Origin of the sequence: Planktothrix sp. FACHB-1365 (genome assembly GCF_014697575.1) — a bacterium.
GTDB lineage: Bacteria > Cyanobacteriota > Cyanobacteriia > Cyanobacteriales > Microcoleaceae > Planktothrix.
The window spans coordinates 403,280-421,053 of sequence record NZ_JACJSC010000001.1 but is presented as its reverse complement, the minus strand read 5'-3'; the positions used below and the strand labels follow the sequence as shown (position 1 = coordinate 421,053).

The 17,774-nt window shown below is 38.3% G+C and carries 16 protein-coding genes and 1 tRNA gene; 8 read left to right on the top strand and 9 right to left on the bottom strand.

Translation table 11 applies throughout. The annotated features are described in order from the left end of the window. Positions 1-21 precede the first annotated feature (21 nt). Both H6G57_RS01895 and H6G57_RS01890 read right to left on the bottom strand, forming a co-directional pair. A complete protein-coding gene (locus tag H6G57_RS01895; RefSeq protein WP_190515568.1) occupies positions 22-720 on the bottom strand; it encodes an urease accessory protein UreF in 699 nt (232 codons plus the stop codon). Positions 721-903: 183 nt separating this feature from the next. Then, a complete protein-coding gene (locus H6G57_RS01890) occupies positions 904-1,599 on the bottom strand; it encodes a GDSL-type esterase/lipase family protein (protein WP_072717916.1) in 696 nt (231 codons plus the stop codon). Between the two features lie 254 nt (positions 1,600-1,853). Between H6G57_RS01890 and H6G57_RS01885 the strand changes: the two genes are divergently transcribed. The 7 genes from H6G57_RS01885 (at position 1,854) to H6G57_RS01855 (ending at position 4,744) form a co-directional block, all read left to right on the top strand. Further along, positions 1,854-2,084 carry a DNA-directed RNA polymerase subunit omega gene (locus H6G57_RS01885; protein ID WP_190515566.1) on the top strand — a complete coding sequence of 77 codons (231 nt, stop codon included), beginning with the start codon at positions 1,854-1,856 and terminating at the stop codon, positions 2,082-2,084. 58 nt (positions 2,085-2,142) lie between these two features. Next, on the top strand, positions 2,143-2,775 hold the full coding sequence (locus tag H6G57_RS01880; protein ID WP_190515564.1) for a hypothetical protein: 633 nt from the start codon (positions 2,143-2,145) through the stop codon (positions 2,773-2,775). 10 nt (positions 2,776-2,785) lie between these two features. Then, positions 2,786-3,151 carry a DUF1818 family protein gene (locus tag H6G57_RS01875; protein ID WP_190515562.1) on the top strand — a complete coding sequence of 122 codons (366 nt, stop codon included), beginning with the start codon at positions 2,786-2,788 and terminating at the stop codon, positions 3,149-3,151. Positions 3,152-3,200: 49 nt separating this feature from the next. Further along, a tRNA-Pro gene (locus H6G57_RS01870) sits at positions 3,201-3,274 on the top strand. Between the two features lie 165 nt (positions 3,275-3,439). Next, on the top strand, positions 3,440-4,078 hold the full coding sequence (locus H6G57_RS01865) for a CatB-related O-acetyltransferase (RefSeq protein ID WP_190515560.1): 639 nt from the start codon (positions 3,440-3,442) through the stop codon (positions 4,076-4,078). A gap of 125 nt (positions 4,079-4,203) precedes the next feature. Then, on the top strand, positions 4,204-4,488 hold the full coding sequence (locus H6G57_RS01860; protein WP_190515559.1) for a BrnT family toxin: 285 nt from the start codon (positions 4,204-4,206) through the stop codon (positions 4,486-4,488). Next, on the top strand, positions 4,457-4,744 hold the full coding sequence (locus H6G57_RS01855) for a CopG family antitoxin (protein WP_190515557.1): 288 nt from the start codon (positions 4,457-4,459) through the stop codon (positions 4,742-4,744). Before H6G57_RS01860 ends, H6G57_RS01855 begins: the two co-directional genes overlap by 32 nt. 192 nt (positions 4,745-4,936) lie before the next feature. On the opposite strand, the gene H6G57_RS01850 is transcribed toward H6G57_RS01855, so the two are convergent. The 5 genes from H6G57_RS01850 to H6G57_RS01830 all read right to left on the bottom strand — a co-directional run bounded on the left by H6G57_RS01850 (position 4,937) and on the right by H6G57_RS01830 (position 11,643). Continuing rightward, complete coding sequence (locus H6G57_RS01850) at positions 4,937-6,571, bottom strand: alpha-D-glucose phosphate-specific phosphoglucomutase (RefSeq protein ID WP_190515555.1); 1,635 nt, start codon at positions 6,569-6,571, stop codon at positions 4,937-4,939. Between the two features lie 148 nt (positions 6,572-6,719). After that, a complete protein-coding gene (locus H6G57_RS01845; protein ID WP_190515553.1) occupies positions 6,720-8,276 on the bottom strand; it encodes an ATP-binding protein in 1,557 nt (518 codons plus the stop codon). A 720-nt stretch (positions 8,277-8,996) separates the two neighbouring features. Further along, positions 8,997-10,343: a TldD/PmbA family protein gene (locus tag H6G57_RS01840; RefSeq protein ID WP_190515552.1), complete on the bottom strand. Its 1,347-nt coding sequence runs from the start codon at positions 10,341-10,343 to the stop codon at positions 8,997-8,999. Between the two features lie 93 nt (positions 10,344-10,436). Then, complete coding sequence (locus H6G57_RS01835; protein ID WP_190515550.1) at positions 10,437-11,090, bottom strand: Uma2 family endonuclease; 654 nt, start codon at positions 11,088-11,090, stop codon at positions 10,437-10,439. Positions 11,091-11,127: 37 nt separating this feature from the next. Then, the gene (locus tag H6G57_RS01830; protein WP_190515548.1) at positions 11,128-11,643 is read right to left on the bottom strand and encodes a DUF29 family protein; all 516 of its coding nucleotides are present in this window, start codon (positions 11,641-11,643) and stop codon (positions 11,128-11,130) included. A 160-nt stretch (positions 11,644-11,803) separates the two neighbouring features. Between H6G57_RS01830 and uvrC the strand changes: the two genes are divergently transcribed. Next, positions 11,804-13,663, top strand: coding sequence for an excinuclease ABC subunit UvrC (uvrC, locus tag H6G57_RS01825; RefSeq protein WP_190515546.1), 1,860 nt, complete (start codon positions 11,804-11,806; stop codon positions 13,661-13,663). Between the two features lie 170 nt (positions 13,664-13,833). Here uvrC and H6G57_RS01820 read toward each other — a convergent pair whose 3' ends face one another. Together H6G57_RS01820 and H6G57_RS01815 are read right to left on the bottom strand one after the other, a co-directional pair. After that, positions 13,834-16,620, bottom strand: a complete 2,787-nt coding sequence (locus H6G57_RS01820; RefSeq protein WP_190515544.1) for a PAS domain S-box protein — start codon at positions 16,618-16,620, stop codon at positions 13,834-13,836. A 32-nt stretch (positions 16,621-16,652) separates the two neighbouring features. Further along, on the bottom strand, positions 16,653-17,687 hold the full coding sequence (locus H6G57_RS01815; protein ID WP_190515536.1) for a BMP family protein: 1,035 nt from the start codon (positions 17,685-17,687) through the stop codon (positions 16,653-16,655). Positions 17,688-17,774 lie beyond the last annotated feature (87 nt).

The window sequence follows — 17,774 nt, the reverse complement described above, 5'->3', positions numbered from 1 at the left end:
TTTTTAAAAATTTATCTCTAATTAGCTTCTAAATAATCGGCTATATTGAGTTTCATGCGCCATACTTGCTAAAGCCAACCCCCAATTGCAACTGACTAAATCTTCATCTTTTAATTCTAAAATTGCTGTGGTTGTTAATTCTATTTCTGGGTGTAATTGTAACAATAAGGTTTGACCCATTGTTTGACCTAAAGGAATGAGTTTCACCCCAGCATTAATTAAATTAGTTGCCCAACTATATAGATATCCCAATAAGGCATTTTTGAGATCCAAATTCCAATAAACTGCACCTAGTCCAAACGCGATCGCATAATTACAAGGTTTTCCGACTTGTTCAACCCAATTTTTGAGGGGAGGTAATTCTAAATTCTGATTTTCTGTTGTTTTCACCCCTTCTAAATGAACTAAAAGCTGTATTAAGGTATTTCCCATTTGCCAACTTTGTTGTCGAAGTTCAGCCGTTTCCTTGGTCGCCGTTGACCATTGATTCCAATAGATAAATTGGCTAAAATCTTGATTGATTACGCAACGATAAGCTCGAACCATAACCGCAGCTTCTAAACGAATTGCGCCAAACTTTAAATCTTGAATTAACCACTGTAATAAACTCTGGTTATCCGTAATAATTTGATGTTCAACTAAAGTTTCTAACCCCTCTGAATAACTATAAGCTCCCAAGGGTAAAGCTGGACTAGAAAGTTGCAATAAATTTAAAATCATGACTTCTCATTGCTATAGATAATCCTAAAGCCCCCGTAGAGACGTGCCATGGCACGTCTCTACAGTAGACAGATGCGTAGCCAACATTGAACGATAGAATCCAAATTTTATGGAATTTACGAATACCAATAAAAAACCGTCCTAGAAGAACGGAGGTTGAATCCCATTTTTGGGTTCAAAACGTTAATAAGCTAATTTTTGAATCGGTTCCCAATTGCGAATATCCTCTAATAAAGCTTCATATCCAGCTACATTGGGATGTAAACCATCGGAACATAACCGAGACTTCCACCAATATTCCCCTCGGTTTAACCAAATTTCAAATAGATCTAAATAGGGGATATTGCGTTCTAAACAGGCGAGACGAGTGGCTTCTTTGTACCGAAATTGATCCGCTAAGGTATAGTACAAACAGCCTTGAAACGGCATTTTGCTTTCATCAACGGGAACCATTCCCACAAATAAAACATTACAAAGACGTTGGGCTTGGTCTAACATACTGTGTAAGGCAGTTTCAAAGTCATTAAATTCGGTGTAGTTGCGACCTTGAAATGACTGTACCCGTGCTGAATCATTTAATCCCACGGAAAAAATACTCACATCCGGTAAACGGTTTCGCAATTCTCCCCGATGGCGAAATTCTTGTTCTAAGCGATCGCGCACTTGAATCACACGATTTCCCCGGACTCCCAAATTATAAAGGATTGGCCCTACCGTATCCGGGGACATCCATTGACATCGCAGTCGCTCAACCCAACCCCCTCCTTGAGGATCACCAAATCCATAGACGAGACTATCCCCCAGAACTACGACTTTGAGCGGTTGACGTTGGGGAACAACGGATAAATTGATTAGGGTTGGATTTATCGCTGCTTGCATTTTGCTTGACAATCCTACTTAATGGACAGTGTACCGAAGCCAAGTAGTGATTTTTTCCTACCGGCTGTTCATAAAACTTAACACCTCTGTGACCATTTGACTAGATTCTTCTGCTACATTTTGCAATTTTTTTATCCATAGGGTCTTAGTTACCGATTTCTACACTACAGTTAACCTGTTAACAGGCAAGATGCCTGTTCCACATAGATTTTGATACAATAGAAGCAACACTAGGGTTAGGAAATCATAACTTCATGCAAAAGCGTTCAACGATTGACTCCATAGAAATTACCCGTCGCGCTGCTGATCTCGTCAGTGCGGCGTCTAATCGCTATCGGATTACCGTACAAGTGGCAAATCGGGCAAAACGGTGTCGGTATGAAGACTTTGATAATGGGGATGAGAATACTATCAAACCTGTTTTACGCGCCATTATTGAAATGTCTGATGAACTGACCCAACCGGAAATTATTTCAGATCGTTAATTCGGTATTCTACGGTGTCGGGTGTCGGTGTCGTGCGTTCACAAGTAACTACAGTGTTATGGTAAAACCTGGGAAACCCCAAAAACAACGAGGGTTAAGCTTTTTATTGGTCGCCTTTAGTATTACCCTATTGATTGTTTTGGGGGGTTTTTTTGATTCTTTAGAAATGCAGGGACTCGCCCAAACTCCCCCGGAACAAACAACCTCTCCATCAGGACGGGTGAGAGTCTCAGAGGTTTGGAAAAAAGTTTATGAACAGTTACCGAATTTACCCCAGGAAAATCAATATATTTCCCAAGAAACCGGAAAAGTTGCAGAAGAGAATACGTTAATCGGTCGGTTAATTCGCTATCACATTTATGTTAAAGCTCGACCGACTCAATATCGTTTAGATTGGAAACTTACCCTAGCCGATTATTTAGGGGTAAATGAACCGATGTTAGTGTTAGATTATCCCGGTCGAGAAGCGTTGCGAGATAATCCATTGGAGAAAGATCAAAAAGCAATTCAACAGTTAAATCGATCCGAACGGGAGGCATTAGTTAATACCCTTGTTCGCTTATTTAATCCCAATGCGACTAATATTGATAATCCAACTATTCCGAAACCCAATTCTTCATCAACACCCCCTAAAACCCCTCCCGGTCTAAGTCCTCTTCCTCAGTCGGGGGATGCGGAATTATTAAAATAATAGGTAGAACGTGGAGAGAATTCTAAAAACGGGAACGGGATGGCGTTTGGGTTGGAACCCCGAAGCAACGGAATTTCAAGGATTAGTCGGGGGGGATACCTGGGCGATGGAACTCACCCAAGGGGAGTTTGATGATTTTTGTCGGTTGTTGGGTCAATTAGCGGAGACGATGACCCAAATGTCAGGGGAGTTGATGGATGAAGAAAAAATCGCCTGTGAAGCCGAAAGCGATTGGTTATGGATGCAGGTGGAAGGTTATCCCCATGCTTATACTGTGCAGTTTATTTTGAATACGGGACGTCGGGCGGAGGGGTGTTGGCCCGTTGAAGTGGTGGCGGAATTGGTACAAGCCACAAGAACGTTAAAAATTTTTTAGAAAAGCCTTGACAAATTACGCTTAACGATGCTACATTGGTTAATTGTGTCGGGGCGTAGCGCAGCTTGGTAGCGCACCACTTTGGGGTAGTGGGGGTCGTGGGTTCGAATCCCGCCGCTCCGATTCTAATCTGAAATCTTTAAGTGTTTACTACACATCCGTATTATGTAGAGACGTTGTATTCAACGTCTCTATGTGGCGTTTATGGAGTATCTGTTTGGGAGTTAAGGCTTAACTGATACTATTGAGTGATGATGAAGAATGTTAACACTCTTTTCCCCAAATTTCATGAATTACGGCCCCTCTCCCGAAACTCGTTATCCTATTCCCGAACAAACTCGCTTAGTGTATTTGAAAACAATTATTAAAAACCCGAATATTACTGTGGGAGATTATACATATTATGATGATTTTGATCACCCAGAAAATTTTGAAAAAAATGTTTTATACCATTTTGATTTTATCGGAGATCAATTAATTATTGGTAAATTCTGTTCTATTGCTTCCGATGTTAAATTTATTATGAACGGGGGAAATCATCGTACAGATTGGTTGACTAATTATCCTTTTCCGGTCTTTGGAAACGGTTGGGAATCTGCAATGCCTGATTCTTGGCCATTTAAAGGAAATACAGTGATTGGAAATGATGTTTGGATTGGATATGGGGCTACGATTATGCCTGGTATTCAGATTGGAGATGGTGCAATTATTGCGACTCAATCTGTCGTTACCCGTGATGTTCCTCCCTATACAATAGTTGGTGGAAATCCTGCCCAAGAAATTCGCAAACGGTTTGAAGAATCTATGATTGAAGAACTATTAAATATCCGGTGGTGGGATTGGAATATTGAGAAGATTACTCATCATCTTCGTGCAATTTGTGGTGCAGATATTGAGGCTTTACGTCAGGCTTTAGACTCTGAATAAGCTGAGAATGGAAGTTGCAAGGTTGAAGTGATTATGCTGGCTGAGTTATAATATGCAAAGGCTGACTCTATTACCTGGGTAAGTGTTTGGAAGTGGCGATCGCAAAAAAAGGAGATAAAATTTAGTTGGAAATATTTGATTTAATCTTCTTGGATAGTATTGTTGAGAAACTGGCTCGCAAGCACAGCGTTCAGGAACATGAGGTAAGAGAAGTTTTTCTGCGGTTTCCACTGATACGATTTATTGAAAAAGGAAACCGTCAAAATGAAAACGTTTATGCCACTTATGGTCAAACAGAGACGGGACGCTACTTAATTGTTTTCTTCATCTATAAGGAAGACAAAAATGCTTTAATATTATCAGCGAGGGACATGACCAATGCCGAACGAAGAAAATACCGAAATAACTAAAAGTTCTATCTCCAATGCAACCTCGTATGAAGAGATAGGGGAGTTTTGGGATGAGCATGATACGGCTGATTATTGGGAGCAAACTTACCCGGTTGAATTTACAATTAATCTTGGCCCTAAATCTCAAGTAACATATTACGGTATTGATAAAAGTTTATCTGAAAAAATCAGTGCTGTCGCGCAACAGAAAGGGATATCTGCCGAAACTCTTTTAAATTTGTGGGTACAGGAGAAATTACAGGAAGAAAGGGTTTAAGGTACTCCCTCTACCTGGGCTAAACTGAGTAGGGTTTAGCTTAAGATAAAACATTTTAACTAGAGATGTTAATTGAGTGTAAAAGGCGTTAGGTATGGATACAATACTTGATTAAACGATAGCTTTCCTATTACATATAATAAAATTGGTGGGCAAAGCCCACCCTACGAGTTTAGTTCAATTAACCTAAAATTAGGTAATAACCGTCGGTTGTTGACGTCCGGTTATCGTTTTAATTTGAGCAATTTCATCGGCAATAGTGATTAACTCTGCTAACGCTTCTTGCGGATCTAAATTGTGTTTAGCAGGGTCAGGTTCATAACTTTCTAAATAAACCCGTAATGTTGCCCCTTTCGTTCCCGTTCCTGATAACCGGAAAACAATTCGAGAACCATCGGTAAACCCAATGCGAATGCCTTGATTATTGCTAACACTATTATCAACCGGATCAGTATAGCTAAAATTATCGCTATACTCGACTTGATAGGAGCCGTATTGTTTACCTTTGAGAGTGGGTAAAATAGCCTGTAATTTATCGACTAATTGATTAGCTTTTTCCGTTTCAATCTCTTCATAGTCATGACGAGAATAGTAATTACGTCCGTAGGTTTGCCAATGACTGCGAACAATATCTTCAACGGATTCTTGACGCACCGCTAAAATATTCAGCCAGAATAATACCGCCCACAAGCCATCTTTTTCCCGAACATGATTTGATCCGGTTCCAAAACTTTCTTCCCCGCATAATGTGGCTTTTCCAGCATCTAATAAATTGCCGAAAAACTTCCATCCCGTCGGGGTTTCATAACATTCAATTCCTAATTTTTCTGCCACTCGATCTGGGGCTTGGGAAGTGGGCATAGAACGGGCAACTCCCGCCAAACCATCTTTATATCCGGGGACTAAATGGGCATTAGCCGTTAAAATCGCTAAACTATCACTGGGAGTTACAAAAAAATTGCGTCCTAAAATCATATTGCGATCGCCATCGCCATCGGAAGCAGCCCCAAAGTCGGGTGCATTTTCGCCGAAGATAATTTCAACTAAATCATGGGCATAAACTAAGTTTGGATCGGGATGACCGCCGCCAAAATCTTCTAAAGGAGTGCCATTCAAAACCGTTCCCGGTGCAGCCCCTAAACGTTGTTCAAAAATGGCATGGGCATAAGGCCCAGTAACCGCGTGCATGGAGTCCATACACATCCGAAACTTGCCTGATGTTAACAATTGTTGAATCAAGTTAAAATCAAATAAAGATTCCATCAATTCCATATAAGGTTGCACGGAATCAATCACCTCAACCGTCATGGTTCCCAGTTTAAAACTACCCGGTTTATCCAAATTAATATCCGCCGCATCCATGATTTTGTAGCTATCAATCACCTGGGTTCGAGCATAAATTTCCTCGGTGATTTTTTCCGGTGCTGGCCCGCCATTGCTGGCGTTAAATTTGATGCCAAAATCTCCGCCTGGCCCACCGGGATTATGGCTTGCAGAGAGAATAATCCCACCAAAGGCTTGATTTTTACGAATCATACAGGATGCCGCGGGAGTGGAAACAATGCCTTCACAGCCCACCAGAACCCGTCCGACACCATTAGCGGCTGCCATTCTTAAAATAATCTGAATCGCTTGACGGTTATAGTAGCGGCCATCACCCCCGACGATTAGGGTTCCCCCTTCATACCCCGGTTGAGTATCAAAAATGGCCTGAACAAAATTCTCCAGATAATGGGGTTGTTGGAAGACCGGAACAGACTTGCGTAAGCCTGATGTGCCGGGTTTTTGATCATTAAACGGTTGAGTCGAAACGGTACGAATATTCATGAGACTTTGACAATGGAATTCTAGCCCCAATTGTATCGGTACACCACTCCCGTTTTACAATCAATCCTTGTAAAGATCCTATTCGTTACAAATTTGTATAAAATTGTACAAAAAGTCTGGTCTTGATCGTGATATTTTTCCTCAAGGTCTATTCCTTTGCTTGAAAGAGTTCACCGAGAGGTAAGATAATCTCAAAAGTTGTCCCTTGTCCCTCTTGAGAAGTACACTTTAAGCGACCTTGGTGTTTTTCCACAATAATTTGATGGGCAATAGACAAACCTAAACCCGTGCCTTTACCCATAGGTTTTGTGGTAAAAAATGGATTAAAAATTTGGTCTTGAACCGACTTGGGAATTCCGGGGCCGTTATCGGAAATCGAAATCCGAATGGCATCTTCAACTAAAAAGTCTGGGTGTATTTTGCAGATGTCGGTTTTGATGATAATTTTTCGAGGAACGGGTTGATTTTCTAACGCATCAATGGCATTTGCGAGAAGATTCATAAACACTTGATTGAGTTGATTCGGGTAGCATTTGACTAAGGGAAGTGCCCCATAATCTTTAATCACTTCAATTTCAGCATGACTCCCTTTTGATTTGAGTTGATTATGCAAAATCTTTAAGGTTCCATCCAAACCAATATGAAGATCTGCTGATACCATTTCCTGAGAATCTAACCGTGAAAAATTGCGGAGGGATAATGCTAAATCATACAAACGATTAGCCCCTAAACGCATAAACTCTACACTTTGCGGTAATTCATTGATAATTGTATTGACATCCGAAACTGTCATAAACTCTTGAATTTCGGGGATAGGTTCAGGATAATGTTGTTGATAGAGTTTGAACAGTTCCATTAACGTCTGAATATCTTGATCAATGTAAGTCAAATTTCCGTAAATAGAACTGATCGGATTTTTGATTTCATGGGCAATTTCGGTCATCATTTGCCCTAAACTGGACATTTTTTCAGCTTGAATTAATTGAGCTTGTGCTTGTTGCAAGTCTTTTAAGGTTTTTTCCAGTTGTAATGCTCTTTCCCGTTCTTGAATTTCTGAAACTCGTAAGTTTGCTTCGGCTTGCTTTCGTTGGGTAATATCCCTGACAATGGCTAACACTTCATCTTTTCCACTTTTGACATAGCGAGCTTCATAATGATGCCATTTATCATCTCCCTTCACAACATATTCACCCATTTGGACTTCACCTGTTTCTAAGGTGATTTCCAAATAATATTCTGTCCAGGTTGCCAAATCTTGAGGAAAAACATCCTGAATTTTCTTACCAATTACGTTTTCTGTTTCTAGAAAATGAAGTTCCTGCTTATCAGGATAATAATCTACTACGATTCTTTCGGAATTAACGCAAAACATTAAATCAGGAATCGCTTGAATTAAACTTTTTGTCTTGGCTTCTGTTTGTTCTAATATTTGGGTGATTTGCTCATATCGTTCTTGAATAGAACTGAGCATTTCATTTTCTAAATGAATACGAACTAATGTGGAATGATTGAGTGCAGTTTTGAGTGCCGTGACTTCTTGCTGCTTGTGTTCAAGCTCTTTTTCTAAACAATTCCGTTCTGCTAATAAGCGCTCATAATCAGCCAAAATTCTATACAGTAAAGCATTTTGGCTAGAATCCTGGAATACGGGGTCAATCATTAGGCTACGATTACAAGAATCTCTCTGGAAAATGTGCTGACTCATTTCTGGATTTCTCCTTCATTCTGTATAAATCCCTCAACCTTCTAGGAGGATTCCCACAAGGTTTTTTTTCGTGAAATTAATAATACGACCGTTAACATTGGGTTCATGTAATGTTGATCAAATCAGAACTTGTAGTCGGACAAGTAGAGAATCATAGATGGATGTTCTGTTCACTAACCTTTCTAACAAGTGACTAAGATTGATTAGCACCCTTGTAATTCTGGTTTTCCCGCAGCCACCATTAGTTCCTTCGTGTCTATTGCACGTTCTAGGCCTACTCTAACTCAACAATAACCTCACCTTTAGTAATCTAAATCACAAAAGAGATTAATTTTTTTTAAAGAAATTTCCAAAACCTTAATATATTAATCAAATTTTGATTGTTGTATAGATTTGCTTAAATGTTGTTAAAAAATTATAACAGAACTTTCAAATTGTTGAAGAATAAGGCATAGATTCCTGAAATCCAAAAGGAAGTGTCTACAGATGGGATGATGCTTGATGAAGTTAATCTCTTTTTGTCAAAAAATCCCCATTTAACCCCTCTTAAAAATCTAGGGTTTAGGGAAACTAACGTGACTACACCTAGGGTACAGTAGGCTACTTTTGTAGCTTTTTTTCTCTAAATTGGCTACAAATTTTGCCCTTAATCGCACGAAACCAGGAATCAGCTTACCCTGACACAATCTATTCCTACACTTGTCGAATCAATTTCTTCGCTTAAACACTATCGGTAATGCTACTAAAATTAAAAGCTTTGACTTTAACTCCCGGTACAACGGTATTCCCATAACGTTCAACAGAACTCAAGGCTTCAACCTGGTTTAAAAGGTCTGGTAAACATTGATTAAAGCGCAGATTTTTAATCGGATACGCAATTTTTCCTTGTTCAATCCAAAACGTACCATCTCGCGTCATTCCTGTTACTTCTAAGGTGCGGGGATTGACATAACGAACATACCAAGCGCGACTCACTAAAATCCCCTGTTCTGTTTGAGAAATTAAATCTTCTAAACTTTGGTTTGACCCTGACATCACAATCGGAAACAGCCCACCCTGGGAGGTTTTTCCTTGTTTTTTTGCCCAATACCGACTATAGGATAAGGTTTGGGGAATCCCATCTTTAATAATATCTAACTGATCTTTTTTCATTCCATCATAAAAAAATGTTGATCCTTGTAATAAGGAATAAGCTGGATTTCGTTTTACCTGAATCAAGGGGCTAAAAAGTTGTTCTCCAATGCGATTTCCGATGGGTTTTCCTTCTGAATTAGTCCGCGACATAAAAGATCGTCCTTCATCAGCAGCCCGTGCATCTAAATTCCAAATGACCCATTCTAATAAATCAGTAAAGGCTGCTCCATCGAAGATTACAGGATAAATTCCAGGGCTAACTTCCCGTGGATTTCTGGATAATAGGGCTCGATTAATGATGGTTTCAGTTAATGCTTCAGTGGGTAATTGATTTACACTGCAAGCCGTTCGTTGTGTCCAAGCAGAACCCGTCTCTATGCGTGCGGTGACACTAAAGTCGGCGACGGTTAAACGGTTACACGCCCTTAACCCGCGTGAGTTCGCCACAGCATATAACACCGCTTCACTGCTGAGGGTTCCCGATGCTTCCACGTTAGATTTAGCACTCAATTGGCATACCTTATGTACGATTTCTCCTCTGCGTAAAGGAGATAAGTGAGCCGTTTCGGGATCAAAGGCTGGAATTCGATGATCATAGGTTTGAGGTTCCAGCAGAGGAACCCATTCAGGGTCTTCAGGGGCGACGCGGGCGAGTTCTTCTGAACGGCGAATGGTGGCGATGAGAGTATCAGGATTCAGTTCATTGGTGGAAGAGGTAGCACACCGTTTGCCAAAATAGCTGGTAATGGAAAGATTAAATTGGGTAGTAGTCAGATTTTGACTAATTTGATTTTCCGAAAACCGAGTTAAAGATTCTTGGGTATTGTTAAGGGTGACGGTGACATCTTCAGCCTCGGAATTGTGCAGAACCGTTTCTAATAATGATAGAGCTTCATCGGTGGAAATTAGAATAGAATTTGTTGCTAGAGTCATAAGTTGTCGAGGGATTCTTTCAACTCTTATTCTAAAAGATTTTTAATGTTTTTAGCAATTTCACCTATATTTTATTTGAGGATTTATTTTAATTTAAGGAGAATTAATTGTCCCCATCAACCAGCGTGTAATGCTTCCATCGTCTTCGGTTTGAGAACGTTGTAATGCTTCTACCACTAAGGCTATTTTGAATCCAGGTAAAACGAGAGATTCTTCGATTAATCGACTTCCTTGGTTTTCGACAGCAAAGGCTAAAATTGTGTTGTCTTCAACGTTTACAACCCAATATTCTTGTATTTCTAATTTTTCATAGAGTAATCGTTTTCGACCAATATCATCGGGAAAAGAGGATGCACCGATTTCAATAATTAAATTAGGAGCAGTAAGTTCATCTAAATTAATCGGGGAATTATTGCGAGGGGGAAATTGAAAATTATCCCCAATATAAAACCCCATATCCGGTTGACTTTCTCGCAGCCCTGTTTTTCTAAAAGATGTGTTAGTAAATCCTTTAATCGGAATATTTTTTAAAGCTGCATAAATTAAGATTACCGTTGAGAGAATTGTGTTATCGTGTCCGTGTGCTGAACCTAATGGTGACATTTCTATCCTCACATATCCTTGATCATAATAAAATTTACCTTCAGCATACTGAGGATTCTCGGTTAAGGCTAAAAATTCCTCCCAGGTTGCTTTCACCCAAGTTTCTGTCGCTATTGTTTTTAAATCAGGGGGAGCTTGAACCATAATCAACATCTGAACCCTAAATTAAGCTATTTTACAATTATAACTCATCAAACCAATCTTGACCCCCTGGTAGTTGAGCTAATTCTTGATCAATGCGGTGAGGTAACTCTTTAACTGGATATTCATAAGTTAAATCGAGCAATTTTTGGGCAATATTTAATAATACATTTTGCTCAATCATTGCTGAGAGTTGAGTTGATTTTAAGCTACCCTCTAAAATTTCGATACTAGCAGGACGAATGGCTTGCTCAATTGCTTCTTCTAAATAAGGTTGCCATTGATCAGGTTGAATATAATAAGAATTTTTATTGGCTTTTAAATTCAGTTTTTTGATTTGGATGATAGAATCCGATATTGAAGCAATCCAAGAATTGGTTAATCGCTTTTCAACTTGATTTTTGAGCAAATGGATAAACAGCCGAACTAAAAAAGATTCTATGTTTCTCAGAATTGCTTGTTTTCCCATTTCTTCAAGTTCATCAATAATCTCTAAAGCATCTTGATAACGTTGTTCTAAAATACAATTTCTTAGGTCAGTTAGTTCTTGAACCATAATCTAATCCTTAATTTGGAATACCCTCAAAAAACTTTTATTTTAACAAGACGAAAATAGAAACGGAATGAGTAGGGAAATTACGACTTTTAAAACAAAACATTTTGTTATAATTAGATTATAGCCATTGAATTCATTACAGTCAAGTTTAAATCTAACTATGTCATCTATTATAACTCTTCCTTTAGTTAAAGATTCAGAACGTTTAGAAAAACAGTTACGAGATATTCCTCCGGTTCCTGGGGTGTATTTGATGCGAGATCATCAGGATAATATTCTTTATATTGGTAAGTCTAAGAAATTGCGATCGCGAGTTCGTTCTTATTTTCGAGACTACAATCATCACACCCCCCGAATTGCTTTAATGGTGCAACAAATTACGGAGATAGAATTTATTGTCACCGATACAGAAGCAGAAGCTTTAGCCTTAGAAGCTAATTTAGTTAAACAACATCAACCCCATTTTAATGTTCTGCTCAAAGATGATAAAAAATATCCCTATTTGTGCATTACTTGGTCAGAAGATTATCCGCGAATTTTTATTACCCGTAAACGACGGTTAGGAAACCCAAAAGACCGTTATTATGGCCCTTATGTGGATACAAGGGTATTGCGAAATACGCTACATTTAATCAAGCAAATTTTTCCCCTGCGTCAACGTCCGAAACCCTTATTTAAAGATCGACCTTGTTTAAATTATGATATTGGTCGTTGTCCGGGGGTTTGTCAACTTTTGATTTCTCCTGAAGACTATCGAAAAATTGTTCAAAAAGTAGCGATGATTTTTCAAGGTCGATCAACGGAACTGATTGATCATTTAACAGAACAAATGGAACAAGCTGCTGAAGCTTTAAACTTTGAAACAGCGGCTCGAATTCGAGATCAAATTCAAGGCTTACAATCTTTAAATTCCGAGCAAAAAGTCTCTTTACCTGATGATCGAGTCTCACGAGATGCGATCGCATTGGCTGCGAATTCTAAACAAGCTTGTGTGCAATTATTCCAAATTCGAGCCGGACAATTAGTCGGACGGTTAGGGTTTACCGCAGAAGTTCCACCTGGGTTAAAATTAACAGAAATGGGGGTAATTTTACAACGGGTTTTAGAAGAACATTATCAAACCGTTGATGCTGTTGAAATTCCCAGTGAAGTCTTAGCGCAATATGAGTTACCCGATGAATCTATTTTAACAGATTGGTTAAGCGATCGCAAGGGGAAAAAAGTGACAATTTTAACGCCACAACGCCAACTTAAAGCCGAGTTAATTGAAATGGTAGAACGCAATGCGGAATATGAATTAGAACGAGTCCAAAAATTAAGCGATCGCAATACCGCAGCCTTAGAAGATTTAGCAGAAATTCTGGATTTACCCGACCTTCCTCACCGCATTGAAGGGTATGATATTTCCCATATTCAAGGGTCGGATGCAGTTGCTTCCCGTGTGGTTTTTATTGAAGGGATACCCGCCCAACAATACTATCGCCATTATAAGATTAAAAACCCCAACGTTCACGCCGGACATTCCGATGATTTTGCTAGTTTAGCGGAAGTGATACGGCGGCGTTGTCGAGACTATTCGACATCAACAGATAAACCGGATTTAATTATGATTGATGGGGGAAAAGGTCAACTATCTGCGGTGGTCGCCGTATTACAAGAAATGAATTTATTAGAGGAAATTCGAGTAGTTAGTTTAGCCAAACAACGAGAAGAAATATTTCTACCTGGAGAAAGTTTTCCCTTAGAAACTGATCCAGAACAACCGGGGGTTCAATTATTAAGAAGATTACGCGATGAAGCTCATCGGTTTGCGGTTAGTTTTCATCGGAATAAACGGAGTGAAAGAATGATGCGATCGCGTTTAGATGATATTCCAGGGTTAGGACATCATCGTCAGAAATTACTTTTAGCTCATTTTCGTTCTATTGATTATATTAGAATGGCAACCGTAGAACAGTTAGCGGAAGTGTCAGGAATTGGCCCCAAATTAGCTCAACAAATCTATAATTATTTTCATTAAAGTAGTGAGGCGTTCACGCCTCAGAAAGCCCTGAAGGGCTTACTACTTGTAGTGAGGCGTTCACGCCTCAGAAAGCCCTGAAGGGCTTACTACTTGTAGTGAGGCGTTCACGCCTCAGAAAGCCCTGAAGGGCTTACTACTTTTCAGAAAGCCCTGAAGGGCTTACTACTTTAAGGTTGATGTAGGGGAATTTCAATGATAAATTCTGTTCCTTGACCGAGTTCAGAATGACATTGAATTGAACCTTTGTGTCTTTCTACAATAATTTGATAACTAATCGATAATCCTAACCCGGTTCCTTTTCCAACTGGTTTTGTTGTAAAGAAAGGATTAAATAAGTTAGATTTAACAGTTTCTGGCATTCCTATACCATTATCAGCAATTTTGATTCTAATCCATTGCGGATCAAACAGTTCCGTTTGAATTGTAATTTGATGAGGATTTTGCTGTTGTTGGGTAAAGGAATGACTACTACTTTCTAAAGCATCAATCGCATTAGAAATTAAATTCATAAACACTTGATTTAATTGTCCTGCATAACATTCCACTAAAGGAATACGACCATATTTTTTAATCACTTGAATGGCTTGACGTTGAGAGTTATCTTTTAAGCGATTATGCAAAATCAACAAAGTATTATCAATACCTTCATGGATATCAACCGCTTTCATTTCAGCTTCATCTAACCGAGAAAAATTACGAAGTGAAAGAACAATTTCTCGGATTCGGTTAGCCCCCATTTTCATAGATTTTAGAATATTATGTATATCTTCAATTAAAAAATTAATATCCCATTCTTCAGAAAAATCAATAATTTCTGGGGAAGGATTAGGATAATGATCTTGGTAAAGTTTAATCAAACTCAATAGTGTATCTGTGTATTCTTGAGCATGGGTTAAGTTACCATAAATAAAGTTAACCGGATTATTAATTTCATGAGCAACCCCCGCTACCAGTTGACCTAAACTGGACATTTTTTCAGCTTGAATTAATTGACTTTGAGCTTGGCGAAAATTAGTTAATGCAATTTCAGCTTCTTCTTTAGCTTTTTGTATCGCTTCTTCTGCTTGCTTGCGATCCGTAATATCTGTAATTGTTCCCACATAACCAATAATTTCTCCATCAGAATTTATCTCAGCAGCCGCTTGACCATAAACCCAAGTAATTTTACCATCAGGACGTTGTATGCGGTATTCAGTTCCAAATTGCACTTGATTTTTAGCACAGTTTTCCCAGTCTTGAAACACTTCGATTCTATCTTCGGAATAAATAGCCCGTGACCAACCTTTTCCCATCGCTTCTTCTGCGGTTAATCCTGCAATTTCAGTCCATTGTTGATTGACATAAAGACAGTTTCCTTCATTGTCTGTATGGAAAATTCCCACCGGAGAAACTTCAGCTAATGTTGCATACCGTTTTTCGCTATTCCGCAACGCTTGTTCTGCATTTCGCTGTTCTGTTACATCGACACCCACGCTAACAATATAGTCAATTTCTTTAGCTTCATTAAGTAAAATAGTATCTGACCAACTAATAATTCGTTGTTCTCCATGTTTTGTTATCCAACAAGCTTCGTAATATTTAGGAAATTGATCAATGAGTAAAAAAGTAAAATTTGCTTTGAATTTTGGGGCTTCATCAGGGTCTAAAAAGACTTCCCAAACATAGCGATTTCTAATTTCATCAAACGTGTATTTGGTTGTTTGTTCAAAGGCTCGGTTAAAGCGGACAATTCGACCTTTAGCATCTAGTAAAACCACTAACGCGCCTGCAATATCTAAAATTGCGGCAATAAAATTTCGTTCCTTTTCAATGGCTGCAAATAACTCATCGATTTGAGTCGTCATTTGATTAAAGCTTGTGGCTAATACCCCTAATTCATTAGAACACTGCACCTCAACTTGAGTTTTCAAATTTCCTTGACTAATTTGTAATGCAGCTTTAGTTAATTTTTTTAAGAGTAAAATAATTTGCCGACTGTGAAATATACCCATACCAATGGCAAAACCTGTAATTAAAATAATTGTTCCTCCCATAGCAAAAATCATCTGAAACATGGGAGAATAAGCTTCTGTAATTGGAAGTTCAACAACTAAAAACCAATTAACACTAGGAATTACTGATGTCGCCCCTAAAACTTCTACATTCTTTAATCCCAAATAACGATTAAGAGTTAGTTTTTGATTATCTAAAGCTTTTTGAATTGAATCAATAATTTTAGAATTTCTTAAATTTTGTACTTGAAAATTTTTAGGTTTATTTTTGGGAGTAAAAAAAACTTGATTTCGTTCATCTACAATATAAACATATCCTGTCTTTCCCACTTGAGTCTGTGATAAAACAAAGCTGAGAAAACTTAAATCGATTTCAGCAAATAAAACGCCATCAATTTGATCTAAATTATTGCGAATGGGAACAGACATGATCATTTTATATTTACGATCATGAAGATCAAACTCAATAGTTCCTACATAATCTTCTTGTTGTTTAAATGAGCGAATAAATAAGGGGGAATCTGTGTAATTATTTCTAAAACTTTGATCATCCGAAACCAGTGATGTACTCACCTCTCCTTGACGATTTAAAATCGCAACAAGGTGATAAGCTTCATTATGGCGAACTAATCCTTCTATGAGGTTTTTTTGAACATTTGTAGGTAAATTTGTTAATCCTTTAACCCGTGCTAAATAACTTAATTTTCGCTGTAAATCATCTAAATAGTTATTAATTTGATAGGCAATCACTTGCGATCGCTCTTTTTGGAGTGCTTGTAACTGTTTCATCTGAGCCTGATAACTGAGATAAGTTAACAATCCGCCACTGGTTAAAACACTCAGTAATCCCACAAAGAGTAAACTACTACGGAGTTGTTTGGCAAGGGAAGAAAATCGAGGGTTGCGAGACGAAAGAGAACCCCGAAGCCTAGATAAAAGATGATATTTCTCCGCTTGAGTCATGATTCGTCCAATAACAGGGAACTGATCGATTTTTATTTATTGTAATCTGTTGTTAGCTCTGAAGGGGTAATATCAATTTTTCCAGTTACTACTTGTTCTTTAACCTGATTAAATTTCGCCTCTTCTTCCGCCGTTAATGTGCCTCTAAAGGGTGCAAAATCATAGATTTGTTCGCGTAACCCATATTTATATTGTTTGCCTTCCCAGCGTCCTTGCTGAACTAATGTTGCAATTTTTAAGACTAATTCAGGAATATTTTGTAAAACACTGGTTAAAATTTTACCGGGAACTAAATTATATTGATCTTTTGTCCAACCAATGCCATAAACGCCGGGTTTCTCACTCGCTAATTTTAAACCTGGAATTCCAGCTTCATCGGCATTAATGGCAACAATATCAACGTTTTTTTCTAACCAATCTTCAACAACTTTTTTGCCTTTCTCTGCATTTGTCCAAGTTTTTAAGAACTCAGTATAAACTTCTATATTGGGTTTAGTTTCGGTTGCACCTCGTCTAAATAATGCTTCTTCTTCTCGATAAACAGGGTAATCATCTCCCACCATATAACCTACTTTATTTGTTTTGGTTTTCATCGCGGATAATGCTCCCGTCAGATAACCAACTTCCCCAGAACGAAAAGCAACAGCACCTAAGTTTTTATTATTCCCTGGATAGGTGGTGACTAAAGCGAATTTTGTCTCTGGAAAATCTTGAGCGACTTTTTCCATCACTTGAATATAACCACCTCCATGACCAATAATTAAATCATATCCCTGTTCAGCATAGCGACGAATCAAGGTTTCACTGTCCGTTTCTGATACATTGTCTGTGTAACTAATTTCAGCATTATATTGTTTTTCAATTAATTTTAATCCTTCATAATTCGCTTGACTCCAACTGCCATCATTAATAGAACCAGTAAAAATACCAGCGACTTTAAATTGACTATGGGAATCTGAGGGAGGAGATGTTAATTCTTCTTGATTAAAGGAGCGACAACTAACAATAATCGCTAAAGTGATGATTCCTAGTAAGATGTTTGTTAAAAATTTGGGGGTCTGGAGCATACTATTCCTGAAGTTAAACTGAATTTTTCTAGTGAATTCTATTGGCTTAAAATTATAATTGCACCCGTATATTTTTTTTAAATAAAA

Coding starts and splice junctions, on each gene's coding strand:
- H6G57_RS01895 (WP_190515568.1), bottom strand. CDS start 720: ATGATTTTAAATTTATTGCAACTTTCTAGTCCAGCTTTACCCTTGGGA.
- H6G57_RS01890 (WP_072717916.1), bottom strand. CDS start 1,599: ATGCAAGCAGCGATAAATCCAACCCTAATCAATTTATCCGTTGTTCCC.
- H6G57_RS01885 (WP_190515566.1), top strand. CDS start 1,854: ATGCAAAAGCGTTCAACGATTGACTCCATAGAAATTACCCGTCGCGCT.
- H6G57_RS01880 (WP_190515564.1), top strand. CDS start 2,143: ATGGTAAAACCTGGGAAACCCCAAAAACAACGAGGGTTAAGCTTTTTA.
- H6G57_RS01865 (WP_190515560.1), top strand. CDS start 3,440: ATGAATTACGGCCCCTCTCCCGAAACTCGTTATCCTATTCCCGAACAA.
- H6G57_RS01855 (WP_190515557.1), top strand. CDS start 4,457: ATGCCGAACGAAGAAAATACCGAAATAACTAAAAGTTCTATCTCCAAT.
- H6G57_RS01850 (WP_190515555.1), bottom strand. CDS start 6,571: ATGAATATTCGTACCGTTTCGACTCAACCGTTTAATGATCAAAAACCC.
- H6G57_RS01845 (WP_190515553.1), bottom strand. CDS start 8,276: ATGAGTCAGCACATTTTCCAGAGAGATTCTTGTAATCGTAGCCTAATG.
- H6G57_RS01840 (WP_190515552.1), bottom strand. CDS start 10,343: ATGACTCTAGCAACAAATTCTATTCTAATTTCCACCGATGAAGCTCTA.
- H6G57_RS01835 (WP_190515550.1), bottom strand. CDS start 11,090: ATGGTTCAAGCTCCCCCTGATTTAAAAACAATAGCGACAGAAACTTGG.
- H6G57_RS01830 (WP_190515548.1), bottom strand. CDS start 11,643: ATGGTTCAAGAACTAACTGACCTAAGAAATTGTATTTTAGAACAACGT.
- uvrC (WP_190515546.1), top strand. CDS start 11,804: ATGTCATCTATTATAACTCTTCCTTTAGTTAAAGATTCAGAACGTTTA.
- H6G57_RS01820 (WP_190515544.1), bottom strand. CDS start 16,620: ATGACTCAAGCGGAGAAATATCATCTTTTATCTAGGCTTCGGGGTTCT.
- H6G57_RS01815 (WP_190515536.1), bottom strand. CDS start 17,687: ATGCTCCAGACCCCCAAATTTTTAACAAACATCTTACTAGGAATCATC.